At 57.5% G+C, this 24,597-nt stretch carries 21 protein-coding genes; 7 read left to right on the top strand and 14 right to left on the bottom strand.

Annotation, left to right across the window (positions count from 1 at the left end):
• Nucleotides 1–180: 180 nt before the first annotated feature.
• From ACEW8N_RS02455 to ACEW8N_RS02445, 3 genes are all read right to left on the bottom strand, one after another.
• Nucleotides 181–1,668, bottom strand: coding sequence for an SLC13 family permease (locus ACEW8N_RS02455; protein ID WP_373498204.1), 1,488 nt, complete (start codon nucleotides 1,666–1,668; stop codon nucleotides 181–183).
• Between the two features lie 60 nt (nucleotides 1,669–1,728).
• Nucleotides 1,729–2,286 (bottom strand): CBS domain-containing protein, encoded by a 558-nt coding sequence (locus ACEW8N_RS02450; RefSeq protein ID WP_373498203.1) that lies wholly within the window; start codon nucleotides 2,284–2,286, stop codon nucleotides 1,729–1,731.
• 135 nt (nucleotides 2,287–2,421) lie between these two features.
• Nucleotides 2,422–2,919, bottom strand: a complete 498-nt coding sequence (locus tag ACEW8N_RS02445; RefSeq protein ID WP_373498202.1) for a CBS domain-containing protein — start codon at nucleotides 2,917–2,919, stop codon at nucleotides 2,422–2,424.
• A gap of 483 nt (nucleotides 2,920–3,402) precedes the next feature.
• On the opposite strand from ACEW8N_RS02445, the gene ACEW8N_RS02440 reads away from it, so the two are divergent.
• Nucleotides 3,403–4,371, top strand: a complete 969-nt coding sequence (locus ACEW8N_RS02440; RefSeq protein ID WP_373498201.1) for a sigma-54 interaction domain-containing protein — start codon at nucleotides 3,403–3,405, stop codon at nucleotides 4,369–4,371.
• Nucleotides 4,372–4,401: 30 nt separating this feature from the next.
• Here the strand turns inward: ACEW8N_RS02440 and ACEW8N_RS02435 are convergent, their stop codons facing one another.
• The 7 genes from ACEW8N_RS02435 to ACEW8N_RS02405 all read right to left on the bottom strand — a co-directional run bounded on the left by ACEW8N_RS02435 (nucleotide 4,402) and on the right by ACEW8N_RS02405 (nucleotide 12,818).
• Nucleotides 4,402–5,832 (bottom strand): DNA integrity scanning protein DisA nucleotide-binding domain protein, encoded by a 1,431-nt coding sequence (locus ACEW8N_RS02435; RefSeq protein WP_373498200.1) that lies wholly within the window; start codon nucleotides 5,830–5,832, stop codon nucleotides 4,402–4,404.
• A gap of 1 nt (nucleotide 5,833) precedes the next feature.
• Entirely contained in the window at nucleotides 5,834–6,577 is a 744-nt protein-coding gene (locus ACEW8N_RS02430; protein WP_373498199.1) for a hydrogenase, read from the bottom strand.
• 67 nt (nucleotides 6,578–6,644) lie between these two features.
• Nucleotides 6,645–8,165: an NADH-quinone oxidoreductase subunit C gene (locus tag ACEW8N_RS02425; RefSeq protein ID WP_373498198.1), complete on the bottom strand. Its 1,521-nt coding sequence runs from the start codon at nucleotides 8,163–8,165 to the stop codon at nucleotides 6,645–6,647.
• Nucleotides 8,165–9,592, bottom strand: a complete 1,428-nt coding sequence (locus ACEW8N_RS02420; protein ID WP_373498197.1) for a proton-conducting transporter membrane subunit — start codon at nucleotides 9,590–9,592, stop codon at nucleotides 8,165–8,167. The genes ACEW8N_RS02425 and ACEW8N_RS02420 overlap by 1 nt, the downstream gene beginning before the upstream one ends.
• Before the next feature lie 4 nt (nucleotides 9,593–9,596).
• Nucleotides 9,597–10,226: a hydrogenase gene (locus ACEW8N_RS02415; RefSeq protein WP_373498196.1), complete on the bottom strand. Its 630-nt coding sequence runs from the start codon at nucleotides 10,224–10,226 to the stop codon at nucleotides 9,597–9,599.
• A gap of 8 nt (nucleotides 10,227–10,234) precedes the next feature.
• Nucleotides 10,235–11,230, bottom strand: a complete 996-nt coding sequence (locus ACEW8N_RS02410) for a respiratory chain complex I subunit 1 family protein (protein WP_373498195.1) — start codon at nucleotides 11,228–11,230, stop codon at nucleotides 10,235–10,237.
• Nucleotides 11,223–12,818, bottom strand: a complete 1,596-nt coding sequence (locus ACEW8N_RS02405) for a proton-conducting transporter membrane subunit (RefSeq protein ID WP_373498194.1) — start codon at nucleotides 12,816–12,818, stop codon at nucleotides 11,223–11,225. The genes ACEW8N_RS02410 and ACEW8N_RS02405 overlap by 8 nt, the downstream gene beginning before the upstream one ends.
• 723 nt (nucleotides 12,819–13,541) lie before the next feature.
• On the opposite strand from ACEW8N_RS02405, the gene ACEW8N_RS02400 reads away from it, so the two are divergent.
• From ACEW8N_RS02400 to ACEW8N_RS02390, 3 genes are all read left to right on the top strand, one after another.
• Entirely contained in the window at nucleotides 13,542–14,012 is a 471-nt protein-coding gene (locus tag ACEW8N_RS02400) for an HAD family hydrolase (protein ID WP_373498193.1), read from the top strand.
• Nucleotides 14,013–14,091: 79 nt separating this feature from the next.
• Nucleotides 14,092–15,561: a leucyl aminopeptidase gene (locus ACEW8N_RS02395; protein WP_373498192.1), complete on the top strand. Its 1,470-nt coding sequence runs from the start codon at nucleotides 14,092–14,094 to the stop codon at nucleotides 15,559–15,561.
• 9 nt (nucleotides 15,562–15,570) lie between these two features.
• Nucleotides 15,571–17,133 (top strand): ABC transporter substrate-binding protein, encoded by a 1,563-nt coding sequence (locus ACEW8N_RS02390; RefSeq protein WP_373498191.1) that lies wholly within the window; start codon nucleotides 15,571–15,573, stop codon nucleotides 17,131–17,133.
• A 59-nt stretch (nucleotides 17,134–17,192) separates the two neighbouring features.
• Here ACEW8N_RS02390 and thrC read toward each other — a convergent pair whose 3' ends face one another.
• Nucleotides 17,193–18,695, bottom strand: coding sequence for a threonine synthase (gene thrC / locus ACEW8N_RS02385; protein ID WP_373498190.1), 1,503 nt, complete (start codon nucleotides 18,693–18,695; stop codon nucleotides 17,193–17,195).
• 12 nt (nucleotides 18,696–18,707) lie between these two features.
• Nucleotides 18,708–19,988, bottom strand: coding sequence for a serine--tRNA ligase (gene serS, locus ACEW8N_RS02380; protein WP_373498189.1), 1,281 nt, complete (start codon nucleotides 19,986–19,988; stop codon nucleotides 18,708–18,710).
• A 231-nt stretch (nucleotides 19,989–20,219) separates the two neighbouring features.
• On the opposite strand from serS, the gene ACEW8N_RS02375 reads away from it, so the two are divergent.
• Nucleotides 20,220–20,807, top strand: a complete 588-nt coding sequence (locus ACEW8N_RS02375) for a 5-formyltetrahydrofolate cyclo-ligase (RefSeq protein ID WP_373498188.1) — start codon at nucleotides 20,220–20,222, stop codon at nucleotides 20,805–20,807.
• Here the strand turns inward: ACEW8N_RS02375 and ACEW8N_RS02370 are convergent.
• Nucleotides 20,804–21,835, bottom strand: a complete 1,032-nt coding sequence (locus ACEW8N_RS02370) for a TrkA family potassium uptake protein (protein WP_373498187.1) — start codon at nucleotides 21,833–21,835, stop codon at nucleotides 20,804–20,806. The two genes, ACEW8N_RS02375 and ACEW8N_RS02370, sit on opposite strands and share 4 nt — an antisense overlap.
• A 201-nt stretch (nucleotides 21,836–22,036) precedes the next feature.
• Here ACEW8N_RS02370 and ACEW8N_RS02365 point away from each other — a divergent pair, with 201 nt between their 5' ends.
• The gene (locus ACEW8N_RS02365; protein WP_373498186.1) at nucleotides 22,037–22,696 is read left to right on the top strand and encodes a protein-L-isoaspartate(D-aspartate) O-methyltransferase; all 660 of its coding nucleotides are present in this window, start codon (nucleotides 22,037–22,039) and stop codon (nucleotides 22,694–22,696) included.
• A complete protein-coding gene (locus tag ACEW8N_RS02360) occupies nucleotides 22,693–23,718 on the top strand; it encodes a DUF368 domain-containing protein (RefSeq protein ID WP_373498185.1) in 1,026 nt (341 codons plus the stop codon). Before ACEW8N_RS02365 ends, ACEW8N_RS02360 begins: the two co-directional genes overlap by 4 nt.
• On the opposite strand, the gene ACEW8N_RS02355 is transcribed toward ACEW8N_RS02360, so the two are convergent.
• On the bottom strand, nucleotides 23,684–24,580 hold the full coding sequence (locus ACEW8N_RS02355) for a selenium metabolism-associated LysR family transcriptional regulator (protein ID WP_373498184.1): 897 nt from the start codon (nucleotides 24,578–24,580) through the stop codon (nucleotides 23,684–23,686). The genes ACEW8N_RS02360 and ACEW8N_RS02355 overlap by 35 nt on opposite strands.
• Nucleotides 24,581–24,597: the final 17 nt, after the last annotated feature.

The raw sequence follows: 24,597 nt of genomic DNA, 5'->3' as shown, positions 1-24,597 counted from the left end.
TTTTTTTCCGGGCCGGAAAGAGACAGCCGGATCGCACCACCTTTGGCGCAACCTGTCCCGGAAAAACAAAAAGCGGGCCCTGCCGCATGTGACGCGGCAGGGCCCGCTTTTGTTTCATGGCGCCCATCGGGGCGCCGTGGAGAGGATTCGGAGGGTCCGCGTAACGCGAAAAACCCGCCCCTATTTCAGCAGGATGGGCATCCCCATCAGCGGCCACAGGATATACACCGCAAACGCCACCACCACCAGGAGAAGGACGCTCGCCATAAGGCCGTACAGGAAGAATTCGCCCGGGGTGAACTGCTTGGAGTCGTAGGCGATGGCATTGGGGGCGGCCCCCACCAGGAGCAGGAAGGGCATGCCCGCCGTGACGAGGGAGGCGAAGAGGATGACCTCGCCGGTCACGTTCAGGTAGGGGGCGATGACCAGCGCCACCGGCAGGGATATGGCGATGGCGGCCACGTTCATGATGAAGTTCGTCATGACCATGACGAAAAACGAGATCCCCATGACGAAGACAAACCAGTTGGATTCCCTGAACATGGTCAGCCAGTTGATGGCGAGCCATTCCGCGGCCCCGGTTTCCCAGAGGCAGAACCCGATGCTCATGGCGCCGGCAAAGAGCAGGATGATGTTCCAGGGGATCTCCTCGAGATCGTTGATGTCCAGGATGCCGAACACGAAGAAGAGGATGGTGGAGATCAGGAGGATGCCGGTCTTGTCGGGCGGCGTGAATCCGGGCATGGTGCTCTTCAGGACGGCCGTCAGTCCCAGGACCAGGATGACGGTGCCGACGATCACGGCGGCAATGACCTCTTTTCTCGTGATCCCTCCGAGTTCCTTGTTCAGCCGCCTGGCCCGGTCTTTCAGACCCGGAATGGTATCCTTTTCGGGCTTGAGCACGACCATGAAAAATCCCCAGAGCAGGAAAACCATGAGCCACCCCACCGGAGCCATGTAATAGGTGAGTTCGAAAAAGCCGATCTCCTGCTTCATGATGTCCTTGTAAAAGCCCAGGGCCACCGCCCCCCGGGCGGCGCCCAGGAGGGTGATGATGGAACCTGCGCCGGCGATGTAGGCCATGCCGATGAAGAGCCCCTTGCCGAATTTGGTTTTCTTGTCGCCTTCGCCGTAAAGGGAGTAGATGGCCACCAGGAGGGGGTAGATGGTGGCGGCCACCGCAGTGTGGGCCATGATGTGGGTCAGGGCCGCCGTGACGAGAAAGCAGCCCAGGTAGATCATGCTCGTCTTTTCACCGACGATGATGAGCATTTTGTAGGCGAGCCGGCGGGTCAGCCCGGTTTTCGTGAAGACCAGACCGATGACGACGGAGCCGAAGATGAACAGGACCGACGGGTCCATGAAATCCTTGAAGGCGACGTTGGCCGGACGGATCAGGAACAGCACCTGCAGTACGCCGATGGCCAGGCTGGTGACGCCGATGGGGACCACCTCGAAGACCCACCAGGTGCCGGCCAGGAGAAACACCGCCAGTGCCCCTTTTCCTTCCCGGGTCAGGGTGAAGGCCTTGCCCGCGGGATCGACCGCGTCGGGCCACATGGGGGAGTAATATACGATGAGAAACAGGAACACCCCTAATAAAATGAAGATATATTTCTTCCAGTCAATGCTGTTTTTGTCGAGTGCTGCTGCAGCGGCGCTTGCCATAAACTCTATCCTCCTCTGTTGACCGGCAGGGTTCCACCGTTCGATTGAATGTATAAAAGATTAAATGCCGCAAGCGATGATCATGTCGGAAACCGCCGTGAATACGTCCGTCAGCCTTAAGACGCCCACGATCTTTTTGTCTTCCGTCACCAGCAGGGACTGGTGATGCCCCATGACCAACTGGTGGATCGCTTCGTTGAGGGAGGCGTCCTGTTCGATATACTCCCCGTCCTCGGGGATGACCATGAAACTGTCCACCCTGACATTCGATGCCTTCTTGCAGATGTGTTCCAGCGGCGCTTCCCAGAGTTTCAATTGATTCAGCATGGCTTTCTGGAACTGGCGGGTGAAGCCCATGTGCATCGGCCGCTTGTCGGATATCATCTGGTCGTATTTCGGCTCGAGCGCCCGCAGCATGCAGATCAGGCTCAACTTTCCGATGACGTTCCGGCTTTCGTCGCACACCAGAACGGCTCTGTGGCGGTATTTCGTCGGATCGCATTCCGCATGGGACCTTTTCAGCGCCATAACCGCCTCGGCAAGGGTTGCATCCTTGTAGACGGTTACATATTCCGAAAGCGGCACCATTAAATCCTTTACGAGTTCTGCCTTCAACATGGACCTCCTTGGTTTGTGTTTCAAAAATACTTTTTCAGAATTCTTTTATATATACCGATTCCGTTCAAATCGGAATCACTTCATCTCGGTTCAGGCGACGATGTCCCAAGGCGTTCCGGTCGGCGCGGATCGGCCTCACGGCTTTTTTCGGGACGCCATCCCGACGAGCACCTTCAGGATGTCATCCAGGTGGATGACCCCGACCACCTCCGTCCGCCTGACCACGGGCATGAAACTGGCCCGGTGCTTGTTGAGGAGAAAGATTGCCTCGAGAATGTTCTGGGAACTTCCCGCGCATACCGAAACAGGCGCCATGATCTCCGACACCCGTTTTGAAAACGCTTCCGGCGCCTCGTTTTCAAGCAGCCCTTCCCAGAAGATCGGGCCGACCCTTTCCGAACCCCTGAGAACATGACCCGCGACACCGAAAACGATGTCGCAGGGGGATACAAACCCCCGGATGGTCTCATTGGCGTGCCGGTCTTTCCCGATCACCATGAGGTGGGGCATCTTCCCCGTCAGAACGGCTGTCGAGAGCAGCTCAAGGGCGCGGTCGACCCGCTCGTCCTCCCCGACCGCAGAATATTGATGAAGGGGATGCATGACGGTTTCGACAATGGTTTTCGAATGCATCCTGAAATATTCTCCATTTCCTGATATTTAAAAGATCCCAATTTGTAAGCAAATAAAATGCCAAAAAATGCAGATGGGGTGAATCTGTCTGTAATTATCTGGAAAAAAGAAGCAATGTGTCTGCGACAGTCATCCGGCCGAGGTTCATGGCCGCAGCATCCAGGCAAATCCTTGCCGCTTGCGGTAGAACCTTGCCGATTTCCCATTGACAAGGGATATGGATTAAGCTACTTCGCAGAACGGAATTGCATACCGTTAGGATCGTGAACAAAATGAAGTAAACAAAGATCGCGCTGGATTTTGGGTCGTCTTCAAGACGCGTCAAAGGTCGCATACTTTACGGTTTCGGCCGTTGGCCCAACGCTGAAGACGGCCCAAAAGACAAGCAGGATTGTTCAATTCATATCGTTTCCGATCCTTAAGACTGAGGGTGACGACATGAGACCCCATTACACTTTCCCTGAATCCGCGGAACGGTCGGTAATGAATGAATTCGTTATCGACTGTAACTCCATGAGGGAAATCATGAAAGTGGTCCGGCAGGTGGCATGCTACGATGTCAACGTGCTGATCATGGGTGAAAGCGGGACCGGAAAGGAGATGCTTGCCAAGATCATTCATCTCCAGAGCCCTCGGGCGTCGCGTCCCTTTGTTCCCGTCAACTGCGGCATCCTCTCCGGAATGATGTTCGAAGACAAGCTTTTCGGGCACGAGAAAGGGGCCTTCACCGGTGCGGTCGAACAGAGCATCGGCTGTTTCGAAGCGGCCCACGGCGGGACCCTTTTTCTGGACGAGGTGGCGGAGCTTCCCATCGACAACCAGGTCGATTTTCTCCGCGTGCTCGAGGATTTCCGGTTCATGAGGATCGGCGGCAGGGAGTTGATCCAGGTGGACGTCCGCGTGATTTCCGCGACCAACAAGGACCTCAAGGAGGAGATCAGAAAAGGGCTCTTCCGGGAGGACCTTTTCTACCGCCTTCAGGTGATCCCCATCTATCTTCCGCCCCTGAGAGACAGAAAGAACGCCGTTCCCGGCATGGTGGCCTATTTCATGAACCAGTTCGAGGCGATATATAAAAAAAACAAGCCCAGGCTTCATGACGAGGTCATCGATCTCTTCGTCCGGTATGACTGGCCCGGAAATATCCGGGAGCTGAAAAACCTGTTGGAGCGGATCTTTATCATCAGCAGCGACAAGGCCGTCGGCGTGGACGATCTGCCCCCGGATTTCCTCTGGCATTTCCGGGAACCGTCGAAGACGATGGACCTGGCCGAAATCCGGGAGAAGGCCGAAACCAGGGCCATCCTGGAGGTCCTGCGCCGCACCGGCGGGGACAGGGAAAAGGCTTCGAAATTGCTGAAGATCAGCCCCCGGACGCTTCGCCATAAACTGCAGAAATACGATATCCGGGTCGACCGGAACGCAAACGGCGCGCCGCCGCTGGACTCCTGACGGCCGGCCCCCGGGTCGGGCTGAACGGCGCTACGGGGATCTGTTAAAGTAGGTCTCCAGGGTCGGCGGCGTGGTGACATAGCCGTAAAGCGGCTTCCATTCACACCGCGCCGTCAGTTCGACCCCGCCCTGAATGACCGAGACCGGGCGATCCGCCGAGACCACCACGGCCATGAGGTGATCGTGGAGATTGGTGAACCGGAGGGCTGAATTGTAGCGGGCCCCCCTCGACCGGTCCTCTCCGGGAACGGCATAGCCGTCCAGAAGACAGGCGAAACTGTGAAGATGCAGGTCCCCGCCGATGTGAAGGGCCCCGTCCACCCGGGCCAGGGACTTGGCCAGTTCCAGCAGATGCTCCTGCCGCATGTCCAGGGGATGTTCCAGGTGCTGGCCGGAGATCTGGATGGGTTCAGGGTTGAGGTCGATGACCAGGGTGCATCCGTGCCTTTGTTCCTGTGCGTTGTGGACGATGTTTGCGATGATCTTGAACAGCGTGGTGCCGTTGTCTGAATCCTCCCCCCATTCCAGCAGCGCCTCCTCCACCTGAACGAGTTTTGCCCTGCGGGTCGAGGAGTGGAACCTGCCGTCAAAGAAGCTGCAGATCAGATCCCCGTTCAGGCGCAAAAACCCGTGGCCGCCCCGGAAATCCGCGATGATGCAGCCCCGGGGCATCGGGCCGATGGCGATGCCGATGATATTCTTGCCGTCGGAGATGAGCCGCCTTTCGGAGTTCTCCACGGAGAGGAGAAGCTTGCGGACGTGCTTGTAGTTTTTCAGTTGGGGGCGCTCCAAAGTGGGAAAGCGGGCGATGAACCGAATGTCGCTGACGGCGGAGGGCTCGACAAATACCAGCACCCCCCGGGGCCAGACGCCCTCTTCAAAGGTCTCGGATATCCCCAGGACGGCATCCAGGGTGGGGTAGACCCGGATATGGGTGTCCCAGCCGATGAGGTTGATCCGTTCGTCCACGATATAGTCGCGGACGGCGTGGGTGGCATATTCCCGGAGAACATATCCGGATGTCCCGATGCAGGGGACCTCGGCATTGGCCATGTCCTGGGAAAGCAGCCACACGGCATGTTCGAGCCATCTTTCGGTCGGGCCGGTGGAGCACATGTCCGGATGGTGTTCCGTGAACCACATCTGGTAGGCGATGGACCGGGACCGACCCCCGAAGGAGATGAGCCCGGCCAGTTGCAGGTTGCCTTCGTGATGGACCTCGAACCGTTTCATCCAGTTGGCATCGAATTCCGGATTTCGCCAGGCGTCGCTGTCCAGGTAAAGCTCCTTCAGCTTGGGCTCGTGCTCATGCAGGAGAAGCTGGGGGTCGTAAATTCGGACGGGATCATCGGGGTGGACGGCATAAATCAACGCTACGCGGCTGGGCGGGGAAAAATGGGAGAGCCCTTCGCGCAGGCCGTCAAATACATGAAAGATGCACTGATTTTGAACGGATTCCATGCTATTTAAAAAAAGTCAGCAAGGCATGCAGATTGGTCATCGGATGCGGCGGGCATCCCGGAATAAACAGATCCACGGTCAAAATGCTGTCGAGACCCTCCGTAATTTCCGGGCTTCCTGAAAATGGGCCCCCGGAAAGTGCGCAACTGCCCACGGCGATGACCACTTTTGGGGACGGGACCGCTTCATATGTATCCCATAATGCCTGTTTCATATTTCTCGAAACAGGACCGGTCACCACGATGCCGTCAGCATGGCGGGGTGATGCCACAAAGTTGATGCCAAACCGGGCCAGATCAAAAAAAGGGGTGGCCAGCACGTTTAAATCCGCTTCACAGGCATTACAGCCCCCGGCGGATACTTGACGAAGCTGGAGCGACCGTCCGAACAGTTTTTTAAAGTGCTGCCGCGCATGGCGTGCAAGATCCGGCAGTGTCCCGTCGGTCATCAGGTAATCTTTTTCAGCCACTGCCAGCTCAAAATTCCTGGTAAATGAGACGAAGCGTCCTTTTGAAATGCGCTCACAGGTTCCGCAAAACACACAGCGCCCCATATCAATCAATTTTTTCTCCGCATCAATGGCATGCTGCGGGCAGGCTTCCGCGCATTCCAGGGCCAATTCGGGGGGCGCATCCCTGTAAATCTTCGGCATCCCGCGATAACGCGGCGGCAGTTCAATTTTTTCTTTGGGATAGCCTGAGGTTCGGCATCCCTGTTCAAGTCTGTTTCTCAGAATTTTGAGCATCGTGAGGTCACTTTTAGGTACCGGGTTATCCGTTCTCGCTTGTTTGAGATTTTTCTTTCATCCTTAATTAAAGGTCAACCCCGCAGTATGACAGGTTAAAGCTCTTGTTATTCAACGGAAAATCTGAAATTCCCGTGTTCCGGAGCGCCATGGCCAGGCCGTTCCAGTTATGGAAAGACGGGTCCTTGATCTTGTATCGCAACATCCCGCCTTCGGCGTTGGTGATAATGCAGTGGGAAATCTCGCCGCGCCAGGCTTCGTTGACAGTGACCACAAAAGATGACGGTGTCAGCTCAAACTTCCCGGGATTAACCTGTCGTGTTTCGATGGGGTGATCAAGCAATGACTTGACAATGTTGATGGACTGCAGGATCTCGTCCGCCCTGACCCAGGCCCGGGCATACACATCGCCGGTGAATTTCGGATTTTCAGGAATATGAAGATGGACGTAATACTCCATGGGAAAGCAGCGGCGCGCATCATAGGCGAGCCCGCTCGCTCTTCCGGCAGGGCCCACCAGCCCGAGCTTCTCGGCGTCATCGGTCCTGACGATCCCGCACCCTTCAAAGCGGGCCAGAACACTCGGGGTCATCAACAGCAGATCCAGGACATGCCGGACCTGGGGTTCCAGTTCATTGATGCGGTCCATGAGCAGCCGGCGGAGTTCGCCGTAAATGGCAAACCGAACCCCCCCGGGCCGGACCAGTCCCTTGCCGAACCGGTTGCCGCAGATCAATAAGGTCAGGTTCAGAAAGTCACCGCGGATTCTCCCGAAATAATTCGCGGGCGGAAGAAACGCCACATCCCCGCTGAGCGCGCCAAGATCCCCGATATGATTGGCCAGGCGTTCCAGCTCCAGCCCGATCGTGCGGATGATTATCGCCCCTTCATCCGGCAGGATGGATGACCCGTTAACGCTCAAGGCCTCGATGGCCTGAGCCATGCTGACCCCGTGACCGACGGCGGTGTCTCCGGCAATGCTGTCGGCGATCACCGGCAGTCGTTTGGGATCCACCTTGAGCAAGAGGGATTCAATCCCCCGGTGCTGATATCCAAGCTGGATTTCCAGATGCAGCACCTTTTCACCGATGCAGTTGAAACGGAAATGGCCTGGCTCGATCACTCCCGCATGAACCGGACCTACCGCCACTTCATGAATTTCTTCGCCTTCCACTGAATAGTAGTCGTAGTTTCCCGGAATATCCTTTTGATAATCATTTCCGAAAACATCCTCTTTTCCCCGATAGTTGGGATGATACCGCACCAGCTTGAGCCAGGGATGGCCTTCGGGGCGAATACCGAACTGTTCGGCGATCTCACGCTCAAACAAATGGAACTGTTCACACTGAGCGCTCAATGAGGGATAGGATTCCGGCGCGTCACACCCGGCGACCATCAGCTTGTCGGTCCGCAACACAGCCATCAGCTTATCGGTATCGCCATCCGTGTAGGCGAAAAGCTGGACCACTTTGCCGCCGGACGCAACGATATCGAGGGCCTGTCTCCTGAAATCAGTAAACCCCAGATGAGGAATCCCCGGTCTGTGAACCGCCGTGCCGTTCAATACTTCAACAAAAGAATCCGCCATCAAAATCCTCCGCCCATCGCTACTGTCGCTTCGATAATCGTATGATAAAAAATATCAGGCATCCACACGCACAACGCCGGAGAAGTAAGCAACAGCACATACTGGGGCCAGACCAGACCCACTTTTTCAGGAACTGCGTCTGGGAGGTTTTCTGCAGGGTCACCGAACGACATTTTCAGGATTTGATTGGAAAAACCGGCAAAAATAAAGCACAGACTTACCATGAAGATGGCGGCCAGCGTGTAATGACCGGCCCGGAATGCCCCGACAATGATCAGCAATTCTCCGATAAACATCCCGAACGGCGGAAACCCGGCGATCCCTGCGGAACCGGCGAAAAAAGCAACGAATGTTTTGGGCATCCGGCCGGCGAGATCCCCGACGCTGTCTATAAGCCAGGTTTTATAGCCGGCGTTAATATTTCCGGAAGTCAAAAACAGGGAAGACTTGATGAGACTGTGATGGATCAGGCACAATATTGCCCCATACGCCCCGATGCCGCCGATGCCGGTGCCGAAAGCGATGATTCCCATGTTTTCGATGCTGGAGTAGGCCAGCATTCGTTTGTACTCCGTCTGTTTGATGATATATGTGGCCGCCGCCAGGATGGACAGCAATCCGAACACCATTAAAATCATCCCGGAAAACTCTCCCTGGCCCGCGGCCACCATGATTTTATTGGTTTTAAAAATCCCCAGGAAAGCGCAGTTCAGCAGCACTCCGGAGAGCATGGCGGATGCCGGACTGGGCGCTTCGCTGTGGGCGTCCGGCAGCCAGGTATGCATGGGCGCAAGCCCCATCTTGGTGCCGTATCCCACAAAAATAAAAACAAACGCCGCCTTAAGCCATACCGGGTCAAGCTGCCCGGCGACCCCTGCCAGCGCGGAAAAGGAAACCGGCGCATTCACATGCCCCACATCCATAGCCAGCGTGATGAGGACTGACCCCAGGAGTGCCATGGCAATACCCACGGAACAGATCAGTAAATACTTCCAGGTCGCTTCAAGCGCCTTTGGTGTCCTGTGGATGAATATCAGGGGCGCGCTGGTCAGGGTGGTCGCCTCGATGGCGATCCACATCACCATGATATGATCCGCAAGGGCGACCATGGTCATGGTGGATAAAAACAACAGCAGGGAGCCGGTAAAAATGTTTTCATGCTGCATGCGGGCTTGCTTAAGGTATTCCACCGTATAACTGGAAATCAGAACAAACAGCAGGGATATGATGCTCAAGGAAAGCAACCCTTCGGGCCACACCCCGAAATAACCTTGAAACATCGCTGCGGGAGGATTCACCCAGAGTCCGACCGTCAATAGCAGGTGGATGATTCCCGTGAGAACCATCAGCCACCGTCCGGCCGTTCTTGGCAAAAAAAATACCGCCAGCCCGGCGAAAAAAGGAACCAGAAAAATAATTTCAAGCATCGCCCTATTCCTTTAATTTCCTGAGCTGGGCGGTATCGAGGTTCACATATTTATTCTGGATGCTCTGGAGCATGACGCCCATGATCATCACTCCCGCCAGAACGTCCAGAAGAATGCCGAATTCCACGATCGTGTGTGCGCCGGCGGAGAGAGGAACACCCAGCAGGGAAATCCCGTTTTCCATCATGATATAGCCAAGCACCATAACCATGGCGTTTCGTCTGGCCATGAGCAGAAACAAACCGGCCACAATCAGGCTGATGGCAGTGGAAACCATCAAACTGCTGCCGCTGAAATCGCTGAGATTGAATTTGCGGCTCAACATCTGTGACACCACAATCAAGATCAGACAGAAAAACAGCGATCCGAGGTAGCCGACGTTGATTTCCAGGGCCCGCTTGATTCCCATTTTTTTAATCATCGCATAGAGGCTCCAAGGGATGATGACGCCCCGGATGATTAATATCGACATCGTAAACATCACGCTGCCGAACGTCATGGGATGCTTAAGAAAAAACGGCATAACGGAAACCACGACGCCCTGCAGGGCGACAATGTGGATCATCACCACCAGACGGCTGGTGCCGAAGGAAAACAGGACCGACAACAATACTAACGATAAAAGGATGTCCACTGAATGACTCACTTGGTCAACTCCTGGGTGATGACGAATGCAAAAAATGCAAGGGAAAACGATACAACCAGCAATCGTGGAACGATCTCCATCCGGTAACGGGCCATCACCGATTCGATAACGCCCGTGGCGCCATACACCACAAAAAGGGCCAGGCCGAAAATCCCGATGTCTATAAGCGGCTTGCCTGTATGCATGGGACAAATGAGTCTGGCAACAATAGTGGAATAGAAAAACAATTTGATAAAAGACCCCATCTCAATCAGCCCCAGGTCCGGGCCGCTGTGATCCAGCACCATGACCTCATGAATCATGGTCAGCTCCAGGTGAGTAGCCGGGTCATCCACCGGCAGCCGCGAGTTTTCCGCAAGCAGGATAATGAAAAACGCCATCACCACAAGCATCATGGGTGCGCCGGCAATTTGCCAGAGATCGGCGGGTTGACTGCCGGAAAAATAGGCGGCCAGGCGCAGATCACCGGTCAAATGAAAAAAAAGAGCAAGAATCATAAACAGGGCGGCCTCGCAAAAAATGGGGAAAAAGGCTTCCCGGGCCGCGCCCATTCCTTCAAAAGGAGATGCCGTGTCCAGGGCCGCCGCAATGGTGAAAAATCGACCCAACCCCAGCAGGTAAAAAATAAAGATCACATCGCCGTTAAACGAAACCACCGGGGAAAACCCGGCAATGGGCGTAAACAGAAGCACCGTCAGAAGAGTGCTCAGGGAAACCACCGGTCCCATCTTAAAAATGAACGTGGTGCTTGTGCTGTAAACCGAGCCCTTTGTAAACAACTTGACCAGGGTATGATAATTGATCAAAAGGGGCGGCCCTTTTTTTCCGCCGAAAAACGCTTTGACCTTACCGATGATCGCTGCATAAAACGGCGACAGGAGAATCGCCAGCGTCCATAGAATGATGGATTCAATCATATATCCGTCTCGCTTGCCCGTTTGACCCCCGTAACGTGTGCCATGCAGAACCCGTAATCGGATCCGTTTAGACAAAAAACAAAAGCACGACGATAGCCATCAGCACATACCCGATATAGCGGTGAATATCGCCATTTTGAACCCATCGCAGTTTATCGAAAAACAGCAGCACCGGCCGCACAATGACAACACCCATGGATTTTTCTGCAATATCATCGAGGCGGCTTTGGTAATGGGTCGGCTTCGGAAACAGCCCTTGAACTTCGGGGTAATTCTGGTTCATCGGGGCTACCGTTCTGAAAAATATAAGAATCGATCGGGCATAGGAAGCGCCTGTATACTGCATCTTAGCCGTTGGACGGGTAAAGCCGCATCCCCATGTGCCTGCGCGGGCAATCGATTTGCCCTGGTAGAGAAAATGGCGAAAGACCAGGGTGCAAATAAGAAGGATCAAAAAGATCGCTGCCGACTGGGTAATATTCCCGGTCGTCTGAAGAAGCGGTTCAAACGGAATATGACCGTATCCCAGATGGAGCGCAGAAATTCCTCGAAGGGTCATGAGAAGAAAAACGTTCGGAAAAATACCGATAATGGCGCAGGCAATCGCCAGGACGACCATGGGGATCAGCATCATGAGCCCCTTTTCATCGGCGTTGGCGGCTCCTTCGCCTCTAGGCTCCCCTTGAAAAACCACCCCCACGACCTTGGTGAAACAGGCCATGGCCAGACCGCCGATCACCGCCAGGCTGATAATGGCCATCATGCTCAGGATAAAGGATAATTTATCCAGGCCGACGCCTTTGAATCCACCCATATAGATCAAAAACTCGCTCACAAACCCGTTCAGGGGCGGCAGTCCGGAAATAGCCAGAGAACCCGCCAGAAATGAGATGCCGGTGACAGGCATTTTTTTCATGAGTCCGCCCAGAGCGTCAATGGACCGAACCCCGGCCTTCTTTATCACGATACCCGCGCCCATGAAGAGGAGGGACTTGAAAATCGAATGGTTCAGAACATGCAGCAGGCCCCCGGCAAAACCAAAGGCCGCCATTACCGGATTGCCGGCGGACTTGCCCATCATGCCGATGCCAAATCCAATTAGAATAATCCCGATATTTTCGACGCTGTGATATGCCAGAAGCCGTTTGAGGTCATGCTGACCCAGGGCATACACGACGCCGAGGATACCGGAGATCATGCCGGCGGTTACGATAATTTCGCCATACAGGGGGCTTGCGCTATTCAGCGAAACATACATGCGGAGAATGCCGTAAATGCCGATTTTGATCATCACGCCGGACATGACGGCGGATATGTGACTGGGGGCCGATGGATGGGCCTGGGGCAGCCAGACATGAAACGGAAAAACGCCGGCCTTTGAGCCGAACCCGATAAAGGCCAGAACAAAAACGATGATTTTGACCCACTCCGGCAGCAGAGCCGCGCCCTCAAATCCGAAACTGCCGGAAAAGCCATACATCAGACCGAACGCCGAAAGAATAAACATGGCCCCTGCGTGGGAAAATACAAAATACAGATAACCCGCCTTTCGGTTTTCGGCTTTCTCATAATCATAGATCACGAGAAAAAAGGAAGACAGGGACATTATTTCCCAGAACAGCATAAAGGTGATCATATTGTTTGCCGTCACCACCAGTGCCATGGACGCGATCAGGATGGCGAAGAACAGGTACCCCGCGGCGGTTCGCAGGGGTTTATCCGGCGCGTCCAGGTAATGAAAGCTGTAGACAGCCGCCAACATGGAAACAAGAAAAATGGCTGCCAGGAAAAAAGCCGCCATGCCGTCGATGGCGAAGGCGAGGGAGAGTCCGTCAAGATAATGAAAGGAAGCATAGGACGTTCCCGATATTGACAGGTTTCGCCCGGCGTCGATCAAGCCCAGGAAGCAGCCTGTTGCAATGCCGAAAACGCTGACCGCCTTCATCAAAGAAAAATGTCGATTAAAAAAAAGAGGAAAAAATCCTCCAGCCAGAATGAGCCCTAACGACACAAAAAAAAAATCCATAAATTCACCGGTTATTCAGACCGCACCAAAGCGATTCATAAACAACGCAACTTTCGAATTTTGTCCTCCAACCCGGACATCACCGCCCTCTGTAAGTCGAAAGTTGAGTAAACAAAAAAAGCCCTGGACCTCCAAAGGGTGGTATAATGATATCTTTACAGCCGAAGACGCGCTTCGCAACGGGCAACCCGACTAAGGCAATGGCCATATACAAAAATTTATATTCCTTTTCGGCAGGGGGCACAAGAGGTTTTTGAGAGGGGGCGGATACCCTCAAAAAAGAGCCTTCACGTCATCGGTTAAATGGGGTAAGAACAGGATTCGTCAGGCCTTGAATATTTCTTTCCAAAGGAGATGCGGATGATCGAGATCGATGTCCCCGGATACAAGACACTGCGCCTGTCGCACCTGGTGCTGGATTACAACGGCACCCTGGCCGTGGACGGCCGGATGGTCGACGGAGTCAAGAGCGCACTGCACGAGCTGGCCAAGCACATTGAGGTTCATGTGATTACGGCCGACACCTTCGGGAAGGCCGGGGCGGCCCTCGCGGAGGTGCCGTGCCGTCTCTCCATTCTGTCCCCGGGGCGGCAGGACGAGGCAAAGCTTTCCTATGTGAGGCAACTGGGCGCGGAAGAGAGCGTGTGCATGGGCAACGGCCGGAACGACCGCCTCATGCTGAAAGCGGCCGCACTGGGCGTCGCCGTCATGCTGGCGGAGGGGGTCGCGGCCGAAACCCTTGCGGCCGCGGATATCGTGTGCGGCGACATCGTTTCAGCCCTTGCGCTCCTGTCCAACCCGCTGCGGGTGGCGGCGACCCTTCGGTCCTGATCCCCGCGGGTCCGGGGCCTCGCTCGCCATGCTTCTACCGGATACCGATACATGATAAACAAGGAAGGAGACCCTCAACGTGCTGGAGCTGAAATCCGTCAATCCCAAAAAAGAGCGCATCAAAACCCTCGTCATTCCCGTGTGCGAGGACGCCGATATCCATGATATCCGGCCTGTCGGGGTGCTGACCAAAAAGGCGATGAAACTGGAGGAGTTCAGCGGCAAGGCCGAGGAGGAGGTGGTTTTCCACCATCCCGCGGAGCTGGCGGCGGACCGGGTGATCCTCATGGGCGCGGGGCCGCTGGCATCGGCGGACCTCGAAACCTATCGCGCCCTGGCCGGACGGGCGGTCAGAGGCTGCATGACCCGGGGGATCGATGATGTCCTCATCGCCGTCCCGTCCGAGGGAAAGAGCGGGATCGGGGCGGCGGACCTGATTACGGCCATGATGGAGGGGGCCTTCCTGGCCAACCACATCTTCGATCGGTACAAGAGCGACAAGAAACAGGCCCCGCTGAAAGACATCGCCCTCTGGGTCAAGGCCCGGGATGCCGGTCGCCTGGCCGGGCTCCCGGACCGGGTCGCGGCGGCGTGCGAGGGGACCCTCCTGGCCCGGGACTGGGTTTCGCTCCCCGCCAACGACAAGCGGCCGGATGCCTATGCGGAGTCGATTGCGGCCCGGGCCCGGGACCGTGGCCTGATTGCCGAGGTGTGGGACGAGAAGGCCCTTGAAGAAAACGGTTTCGGCGCGCTGCTGGCCGTGGGGCAGGGCAGCCTTGCCCGGCCGCGGCTGGTGATCCTGGAATACCGGCCCAAGAACGCCGCGAAAACCGTCTGCCTGATCGGCAAAGGGGTCACCTTCGATTCGGGCGGGTTGAACCTCAAGGTCGGCGGGTCCATGGAGGGTATGAAGATGGACATGGCCGGCTCGGCCGCCGTGGCGGGGGCCCTCATCAGTGCGGCCAGGCTTACACCCAAGGTCAATATCGTGGGGATCCTCCCCCTTGTCGAAAACATGCCGTCGGGCGGGGCCATCCGCCCCGGGGACATCATCCGGACCTATTCCGGCAAAACGGTGGAGATCGGCAACACCGACGCCGAGGGGCGGCTCATCCTGGCCGATGCCCTTGCCTATGCCGTCAACACCTACCACCCCGATACCCTCATCGACCTGGCGACCCTTACCGGCGCCTGCGTGGTGGCCCTGGGGGAAAAAATCGCCGCCGTCTTTACGGCGGAAGATGCGCTGGCCGAGGCGATTCTCGCATCGGGCAGGCGGACCCACGAGCGGTGCTGGCGGATGCCCATGCCCGAGGACTACAAGGAGCTTCTCAAGAGCGATTTTGCCGACATCAGCAACATGAGCAGCTCCAAATGGGGCGGGGCCATCACGGCCGCCCTGTTCCTGTCGTCCTTTGTCAAGGATACCCGGTGGGCCCACATCGACATCGCGGGTCCCGCCTACGCCAAGAAGGCCGGCCCCTATTGCGGCCCCGGCGGCACGGGATTCGGTGTGAGGCTCCTTCTGGACCTTCTGGAGAGGATCTGACCGGGGCATATGAAGAGATTCTGCGCACTGATGATCCTGGCGGTATGGATGGGGTGCCTCGGGGCGGCGGCAGGGGCTTCGGAGGGGCGGACCCTGAAACTGGCCACGGATGCCGATCCCATCTCTCTGGATCCCCACGCCCAGCTCTCCGGCGAAATGCTCCAGTATTCCCACCTGGTGTTCGATCCGCTGCTGCGCTGGACCGCGAAGATGACCTTTGAGCCGCGCCTGGCGTCCCGATGGGAGCGGGTCAGCGATACGGCCGTGCGGTTTTATCTGCGCAAGGATGTCGTGTTTCACAGCGGCAACCCGTTTACCGCGGAGGATGTGAAATGGACCCTGGACCGCCTGATGAAAAGCGAGGATTACAAGGAGCTTTTCGAGCCCTTCGAGGGGGCCAAGGTCATCGACGACCACACCGTCGATATCGTGACCCGGAAGCCCTATGCCCTCGTGCTCAATATGGCGACCTTCATCTTTCCCATGGATCGCCGGTTCTATTGGGGGGTGGATGCTTCGGGGCGCTACCGGGACGCCGTCGTCAAGGCCGGCCCCTCTTTTGCCCTGACCCGGGCGTCCGGCACCGGGAAGTACCGTGTGACGTACCGGGACCCGGGCGTCAAAACCGTTTTTGAGCGGTTCCCGGATTACTGGGACAAGGCCTCGCCGGGAAATGCCGCCACCATCATCCTGACCCCCATCAAGAACGACGCCGCCCGAGTGAACGCCCTGATGACGGGCAGGGTCGATCTCATCATGCCGGTCCCCATCCAGGACCACGCCCGGATCCGGGCGGATGAAACCCTCCAGCTCGTCACCGCCACCGGGAGCCGGGTGATCACCCTGCAGCTCAACCAGAAGCGCCGCGCTGAATTTCGAAACCCCAAGGTGCGGCAGGCCATGGTTTTTGCGGTGGACGCTTCAACGATCGTCGAGAAGATCATGAAGGGGGCGGCTACCGCCGCGGGGCAGCAGGGGCCTAAAGGCTTTTCGGGGTACAAACCGAGCCTGGCGCCCCGCTACGATACAGCAAAGGCCAAGGCCCTGATGAAGGAGGCCGGATATGAAAACGGCTTCGCCTGCACCATGATCGCCTCCAACAACCGGTATCTCAATGACGCGAAGATCGCCGAGGCGGTGGTGGGCATGTTGTCCAAGATCAACATCACGGTGAATCTCAAAACCATGCCCAAAAGTCATTACTGGGACCGCTTCGACGCCCAGGACGCGGACATCCAGATGATCGGCTGGCACCCGGAAACCCAGGATTCGGCCAACTACACGGAGTCGCTCCTGATGTGCCCCGATGCGGAGACCGGCTACGGCCGGTACAACTCCGGGAATTACTGCAACCCCAAGGTGGACGAGCTGGTCCTCGCCGCCCGCATGGAGACCGGCGAGGCCCGTCGCAGGGCCATGCTCCAGGAGGTCGAGCAGATCCTCCACGACGAGGCGGCCTTCATCCCCCTCCACTGGCAGAACCTTTCCTGGGGGGGAAAGAGGAGCCTTAGGATCGGGGCCATCGTGAACATGCAGAATTTTCCCTACTTCGGGGAACTGGTGATCGAATAGCTGCGGGGGAAACGCTGCGGGCCGGGGCGGCGGTTCTTGCCCTCCCGGCCCGCGGAGCGTCAGCTCCCGGGGAGATCCAGCGCTTTGGCGATATCTTCTGCGACCCTGCGGACGAAGGTTTTGAGCGCCTCCCCATCGATGGGGCTCCCGGGCGCGGGCACCTCTTTCAGGTCTTCCGGACACATGAAGGCAGGCCGGTTCATCAGCCGCGGATCCGGGTGAACCCCGTATTCCTCCGGGAAACGGTCTTCGAAGTACATCTCCTGAAAGCCGGCGAATTTGAGGGCATGGGCCGTAGAGTCCACCACTGCCGTCTCGTCTTCCGCCACAATCCCCATCTTCCGCGCCCGAACCAGACCGGCCAGGGATTCCCCGCCGTGGGTGCAGGCGATGTGGCCGTTGCGGTTGGCCGTAAGCTCCCAGTCCATGATCTCCTGCTCCGAAACCTCGACGAAGAAGACCCGCTGTTCGCCGCTGACCTCGTTGTACTTGCGCGCCAGATGGATGACCCGGGGCATGGAGACGGGGTTCCCGATCATGGCCGCCTGGGCCACGCTGGGCTTTACGCTCACCGGGACGAATTTGCGTTTGTCGGGATCGGGCTCGAGGTAGTAGCGGTAGACCGGATTGGCATGTTCCGACTGGACCCCGATGATCTTGGGCAGGGTGTCGATGATCCCCGTTTCGAAAAACTTCAGGAAGCCGCTCATGACGGCGGTGATGTTGCCGGCGTTGCCGATGGGGACGACCACGGCCTTGCCGGCCATCTCGTATTCGAAATCCTGGGCGATCTCGTAGGAATAGGATTCCTGCCCCAGGATGCGCCAGGCGTTTTTCGAATTGAGGAGGGCAACCGGATAGTTCTCGGCCAGGTGCTCCACCACCTTCATGCAGTCGTCGAACACGCCGGGGATCTCGAAAACCCGTGCGCCGCTGCCCAGGGGCTGGGAGAGCTGCTGGGGGGTGACCTTCTTGTGGGGAAGGAGCACGGCCGATTTGACGTGGGGCTGGAGGTAGGCGGCATAGAGGGCCGCGGCCGCCGAGGTGTCGCCCGTCGAGGCGCAGACGGCCAGCACGTCCCTTGCCAGACCGCTGTTCACCAGAAAGTGGATGTAGCTGAGGGCGCTGGCCATCCCGCGGTCCTTGAAGGAGGCGCTGGGGTTCTGGCCGTCGTTCTTGAAGTAGAAGGCCCCTCCCGCCAGGGCCGCAAGCGTCCGGTTGGCGGCGATGACGGGGGTGTGCCCTTCGCCCAGGTAGACGATGTCCGCCAGGGGGAGGACCGGGCCGATGAACTCGTGGTAGCGGTAGATGCCTTTCAGGGCCGGGATCCTGAGCATCCGCCGGTAGTCGAAGATCCGGTGCCAGAGCCATCCGGGAATCTCCTTGAGGCGGTCGAAGTGTTCATCCTGGATGAGCAGCACCTGGCCGCAGTCCGGGCAGGTGTACAGCAGCTCCTCGATGCCGTGGGTCCTGCCGCAGCCGAGGCAGCGGTAGACGAGCCGGCCGGTTTTCCCGGGGATCAGGTATGGCTGAATCTCTTTCGGAAAATCTTCTGGTTTCACCGCGCACCCTCTCTATGTTGTGGGTTCTATTTTCTGAAGGCCCCCCATGTAAGGCCGCAGGGCCTCGGGAATGACCACCGACCCGTCGGCCTGCTGGTAATTTTCGAGGATGGCGGCGAATGTCCGCCCTACGGCGAGGCCGGAGCCGTTCAGGGTGTGGACCCATTCCGTCCCTTTTTTGCCTTTCCGCCGGAAGCGGATGTTGGCGCGCCTGGCCTGGAACGCCTCGAAATTGCTGCAGGATGAGATCTCCCGGTATTTGTCCTGGGCCGGGAGCCAGACCTCGATGTCGTAGGTCTTGGCGGCGGAAAACCCCATGTCGCCGGTGCACAGGGTGATGACCCGGTAGGGAAGGTTCAGGCGCTTCAGGATGGTTTCGGCGTTCTCGAGGAGGGATTCCAGCTCGGCATAGGAGTGGTCCGGGTGGGCGAACTTGACGAGCTCCACCTTGTTGAACTGGTGCTGCCGGATGAGGCCCCGGGTGTCCTTGCCGTGGGACCCGGCCTCCGAGCGGAAGCACGGCGTATAGGCTGTGTAGCGGATCGGGAGCGCTTCCTCGTCCAGGATCTCTCCGCTGTGGATGTTGGTGACGGGGACCTCGGCGGTGGGGATCAGAAAATAGTCCCAGTTCTCCAGCTTGAAAAGATCCGCCTCGAATTTGGGGAGCTGGCCGGTGCCGGTCATGGTGGTTCGGTTGACGATGAAGGGCGGCAGGGTTTCCAGATACCCGTGCAGGGTGGTGTGGATATCGAGCATGAAGTTGATGAGCGCCCTCTCCAGGTGCGCGCCCTGGCCGAGATAGAGCGGGAACCGGGACCCGGTGATCCGGGCGGCCCGCTCGAGGTCGAGGATGCCGAGCCTCTCGCCGATATCCCAGTGGGCCTGGGGCGGAAAATCAAATTCCGGCGGGGCGCCGACCTGTCTGACCGGGACGTTCTCCGTCTCGTCGCGTCCGACGGGAACCGAGGCATGGGGGAGGTTGGGCAGGGTCATCAGGATACCCTGGAGGATTTCATCGAAGCCGGCCAGCCGGCCGTCCAGCGTCTTGATGCGGGAGGAGACATCCCGCATTTCCAGAACGAGGTTTTCGGCCTCTTCCCCTTTTTTCTTCAGGTCGGCGATCTGATCCGAGACCACGTTTCGACGGTGCCGCAATGCCTCGATCTCCTGAAGAATTTCCCGGCGTTTTTCGTCCGTCTCGATGAAGGTGCTGAGGTCGGCTTTGTCGTTTCGGGCAGCCAGGGCGTTCTGAACCTCCGCTAAATTTTGTCTCAAAAACTTGATTTCCAGCATAATAATTCCTATAATCTCAAAAGTCGGTTTATTCTGAAGAGGAAAAAAATCCTTCATCGGCAGTTGGCGGCACGGATGGCCGGCGGCGCCGGAAAAAATGGCAAAAAACTACCATGGGCGATGGGGGGAGTCAATGGCTAATATTGGTTGACTTTACGTTCTGAAATTGTATATATATTTATAATTTTTATAAAAAATTGTCTTGGAAAGACGTGTCTAGGGGAGTTCCACATGGATGAGATCAAAGAGAAGAAAATCAGTATCCGGACCGAGATGATCAAGAGCGTAGATGCCCTTTCCGAGGATGATTTCAAGGAGAAGACCCGGCGCGTTGCAGAGCGTCTCTTTGACTTCGCCAATTTCATGGAAGCCAAGATCCCTCTCCTGTACATGAACCTGCCGCATGAAATTCCGACCCGGCCCATCCTTGAGTGGTGCTTCGAACAACACAAGATCGTCGTCCTTCCTGCCTTCGGCAGAGAGAAGCGGACCATGACTCTTTTAAAGGTTGATGATATCCAGAAAGATCTCAAGATCGGCCCCCGGGGCGTCCTCGAGCCGGATCCGAACCGCTGCAAGCGGGTGCCCATCGACCAGGTGGACATTGCCGTCATCCCAGGGGTCGCATTCGACGAAAAGGGCGGCCGCATCGGCTCGGGGCTCGGATATTACGACCGTCTCATCCCCAAACTGTCCGTCACCACCCGGAAGGTCGCCCTGATTCTGGAATCCCATATCATTCCTCAGGTTCCCATGGAATCCCATGACAAATATATCGACATCATCATCACCGATCAGCGGATCATCTACAAAATTTAACGCCCTGCCCGCAGGGGACCGGACGGCTCGTGCGGGTTTAAAATCTTCTCCAGTTTTTCCAGATTATCCGACTCTCCCACGGCGATCAGGGTATCGCCGTTGTTGATGGTCGCCTCAAAGGAGGGGTTGAACAGCATGCCGCCGTCGGATTTCTTGATGGCGATGATGATGAGATTGAAGTTCTGGCGAATGCCCGAATCCTTGAGCATCTTGCCGACGAGGGAGGAGTCTTCGCCGACCGGAATTTCTTCCATCTGGATGTCTTTGCGGTGGTAGGTGAAGGCCAGGTCGAGAAAGGTGGTGACCGTGGGTCTCAGAATGCGGTTGGCCATGTTGGCGGCACCCATGGCGTACGGCGACTCCACCCGGTTCGCCCCGGCGGCCGTGAGTTTGGCCATGGACGCCTCGTGGCCGGCCCGGGCGATGATCTCGATGGTTTTGTTGAGCTGCCGGGCCGTCAGGACCAGAAAGACATTGTCCGTGTCCGTGGCGAGGACGGCCACAAGGCCTTTCGCGCGGTCGATGCCCGCCTTCAAAAGCAGCATTTCGCTGGCGGCGTCGCCCGAGAGATAGAGCATCCCGTCGGCCTCCATCACGGCGATCAGTTCGGGGTCCTTCTCGATGACGACGATGCCCATGGGCCTGCTTTTCAGCTTCTTGCAGAGGACCCGGCCGATGCGGCCGTATCCGCAGATGATAAAGTGATTTTCGAGCTGGTTGATCTTTCTGTCCAATCTGCGCCTCCCCAGGGCATTGCGGATCTGCCCTTCCACCATGAACTGGACCACGGCCCCGGCGACATACACGAAAAATCCAAGTCCCAGAAAGATCAGGAACATGGTGTAGATCCGGCCGGCGGAGCTGAGGGTCTGCACCTCGGAGTATCCCACCGAGGCGACGGTGATGACCGTCATGTAGAGTGCGTCGAGAACCCCCCAGCCCTCGATCACCATGTATCCTCCGGTACCGGCGATGATCATGACGATGGACAGGAAACAGACGATCACAAGATGTTTTGCACTGTTCATCGGGTCGATTTCAATCCTTCTGTTTGCCGTTGGGCGTGATATACCATAAGATACGCCAAGAAAATAAGAAAAACAGACGGACGCGGCATGGCCTCATTTTGCGAAGTCCCGGGGGGATTTGGTCTAACTTATTGGTAATTATAATTAAAATAATAGGTTAATCCTTGACGTAACGCCACGGACTTGATAAGAAAAGAGATTATGGATAAAGAGACATCAAAATATCTTCGCCGGCGTGAAGAGATGGTCAAACGTCAGATCGAGGCGCGGGGAATCCGGGATGAACGGGTGCTTGCCGCCATGCGCAGTGTGCCGCGTCATCTCTTTGTGAGCGAAGCGCTGGAGGACCAGGCCTACGGCGATTTCCCCCTGCCCATCGGCGACGGGCAGACCATTTCGCAGCCCTATATCGTCGCGGAGATGACCCAGGCCCTCCGGGTGGGGGAGAAAGACCGCGTGCTCGAGATCGGCACCGGCTCGGGATACCAGGCTGCGATTCTCGCCCGGATCGTCTACCGCGTCTACACCATCGAGAGGATCCACTCGCTGTACATCAAGACCCGCCGGCTCTTCGACACCCTCAAATACCACAACATCGTCACCCTGTGCGCCGACGGAACCGGCGGCTGGAAGGAGCAGAGCCCCTTTGACGCGATCATCGTCACCGCGGGCTCCCCCGTGATCCCGCAGCCGCTGATCGAACAACTGGCGCCCGGCGGTCGCATGGTGATTCCCGTGGGAGACCAGCACATCCAGGATTTGATCCAGGTGGTCAAAGACGATCACGGCGTCCACCAGGTCAGCCTCGGCGGGTGCCGCTTTGTCAAGCTGGTCGGCGAGCATGCGTGGAAAAAGGAATGACCGGTAAAACCAGAAAGGAAGGCACCGACGCGCTCATGCCATCACTGATTCTGCTCTATCTCAAAGGGATTGCCATGGGGGCGGCCGACGTGGTCCCCGGGGTGTCCGGGGGGACCGTCGCCTTCATTTCGGGCATTTACGAGGAGCTGCTTCTGGCCATCCGCTCCTTTGACGGCCGGGCACTGGGACTGCTTTACCGTCGCGAGTTCAAGGCGCTCTGGCGGCATGTCCACGGGACCTTCCTGACCGTGCTGCTCGCCGGCATCGCAACATCCATTCTCATCTTTTCGCGCCTGATCCTCTACTGGCTCACCCATTTTCCCGTGCTGATCTGGGCATTTTTCTTCGGGCTGATCATCGCATCCATCTTGGCCGTGGCCAGAAGAATCGGGGCGTGGGGTCCGTCAATCCTCGGTTTCGGACTCCTGGGGGCGGCGCTGGGGTATTACATCACGGTCGCCGTTCCCGCCCGGACCCCCGAAGCGTTGTGGTTTGTCTTTCTTTCCGGCATGATCGCCATCTGCGCCATGATCCTGCCGGGAATATCCGGGAGTTTCATCCTGGTACTGCTGTCCAAATACGAATATATCTTTTCCGCGATCCGGGATTTCAACCTTATGGTCATCGCCGTTTTCGGCTGCGGCTGCACCGTGGGCATTCTCTCCTTTTCCCACCTGCTCTCCTGGACCCTGAGGCGCTGGCATGCGCCGACCATCGCCTGCCTGACCGGGCTGATGATGGGGTCCCTGAACAAGGTATGGCCGTGGAAGATCGTGGTCGAGACCTTTATCTCGTCGGCGGGAGAGGTGAAACCGCTCGTGGAAAGAAATGTTTTCCCCGGATCCTATCTCGAATCGACCGGAAACCAGCCCTATCTCGCGGGGGCCGTTCTGGTCGCCGTCTTGGGGTTTCTGCTGGTCTTTTTCATCGACAAGCTCTCTTCGCGTTCGTCCGTGGTGGCGGTCATCCACGAACGGGAGGCGCGGATCAGGAGTGAATCCGACGCCTCAGGAAGCCGATGAACGCCCTCGACAGAGGGGAAAGGGTCTTCCTGCGATGGAAGGTCAGGTAGAAGTGGCGTTTCAGGGTTATTCCGCTGACGGCGACGGCTTTCAGGGTGCCCCGGGCGAGCTCCTCGGTGACCGCTATCCGTGACAGGATCGAGATGCCCACATGCCCCTTGATCCCCTGGATGACGGCCGCCGTGCTGCCCATCTCGGCGATGACGTTGAGCTGATCGATCCCGCTTGATGCTGCCGCCAGTTGATTCTGGATGGATGCAAGTGTTCCCGAGCCCGCTTCCCTGATGATGAAGGGCGCCTTTTTCAGCTCGGGCAGCCCGATCTCACCGGCGTCTGCCCAGGGATGATCGGCGGGTACGACGAGGCAGAGTTCGTCTTCAACAAGGGCCTCCTGCTGGATCTGCTTCGGCCCGGTTTTCGCCCCCACGATGCCGATCTCCAGGAGCCCGCTGAGAATATCCTCGATGATGCCCTCCGTATCCCCGATGCGGATGGCGAGGGTGACATCCGGATAGGCGCCGACAAACGCGCCCGCCATCCGGGGCAGGATGTAGACCCCGGGAATGGTCGAGCCGCCGACCACCAGCCGACCCCTCAGGCTCCCCTGAAATTCCGCCAGGGCCGTTTCCGTCTCTTCCTTGAGGGCGATCAGCCTTCTGCCGTATTCATAAAGGAGTTCACCGGCTTTGGTGGGGATCGCCTCCTTGGCCAGGCGGTCGATCAGCCGGCACTTGAAATGGGCCTCCAGCTCCTTGATATGGCTGCTGACCGTGGGCTGCGACAGGTGAACGGCTTCTCCGGCTTTCGAGAAGCTTTTGAGTTCGATGACCTTGCAGAATATGTTGAGCTGCCAGAGATCCATAGCGGTGATGTGGCGGG

It is taken from the genome of Desulfococcus sp., from assembly GCF_041737845.1.
Lineage (GTDB): Bacteria > Desulfobacterota > Desulfobacteria > Desulfobacterales > Desulfococcaceae > Desulfococcus.
The sequence above is the reverse complement of the archived record's forward strand: the minus strand, read 5'-3'. Positions and strand labels throughout refer to the sequence as shown.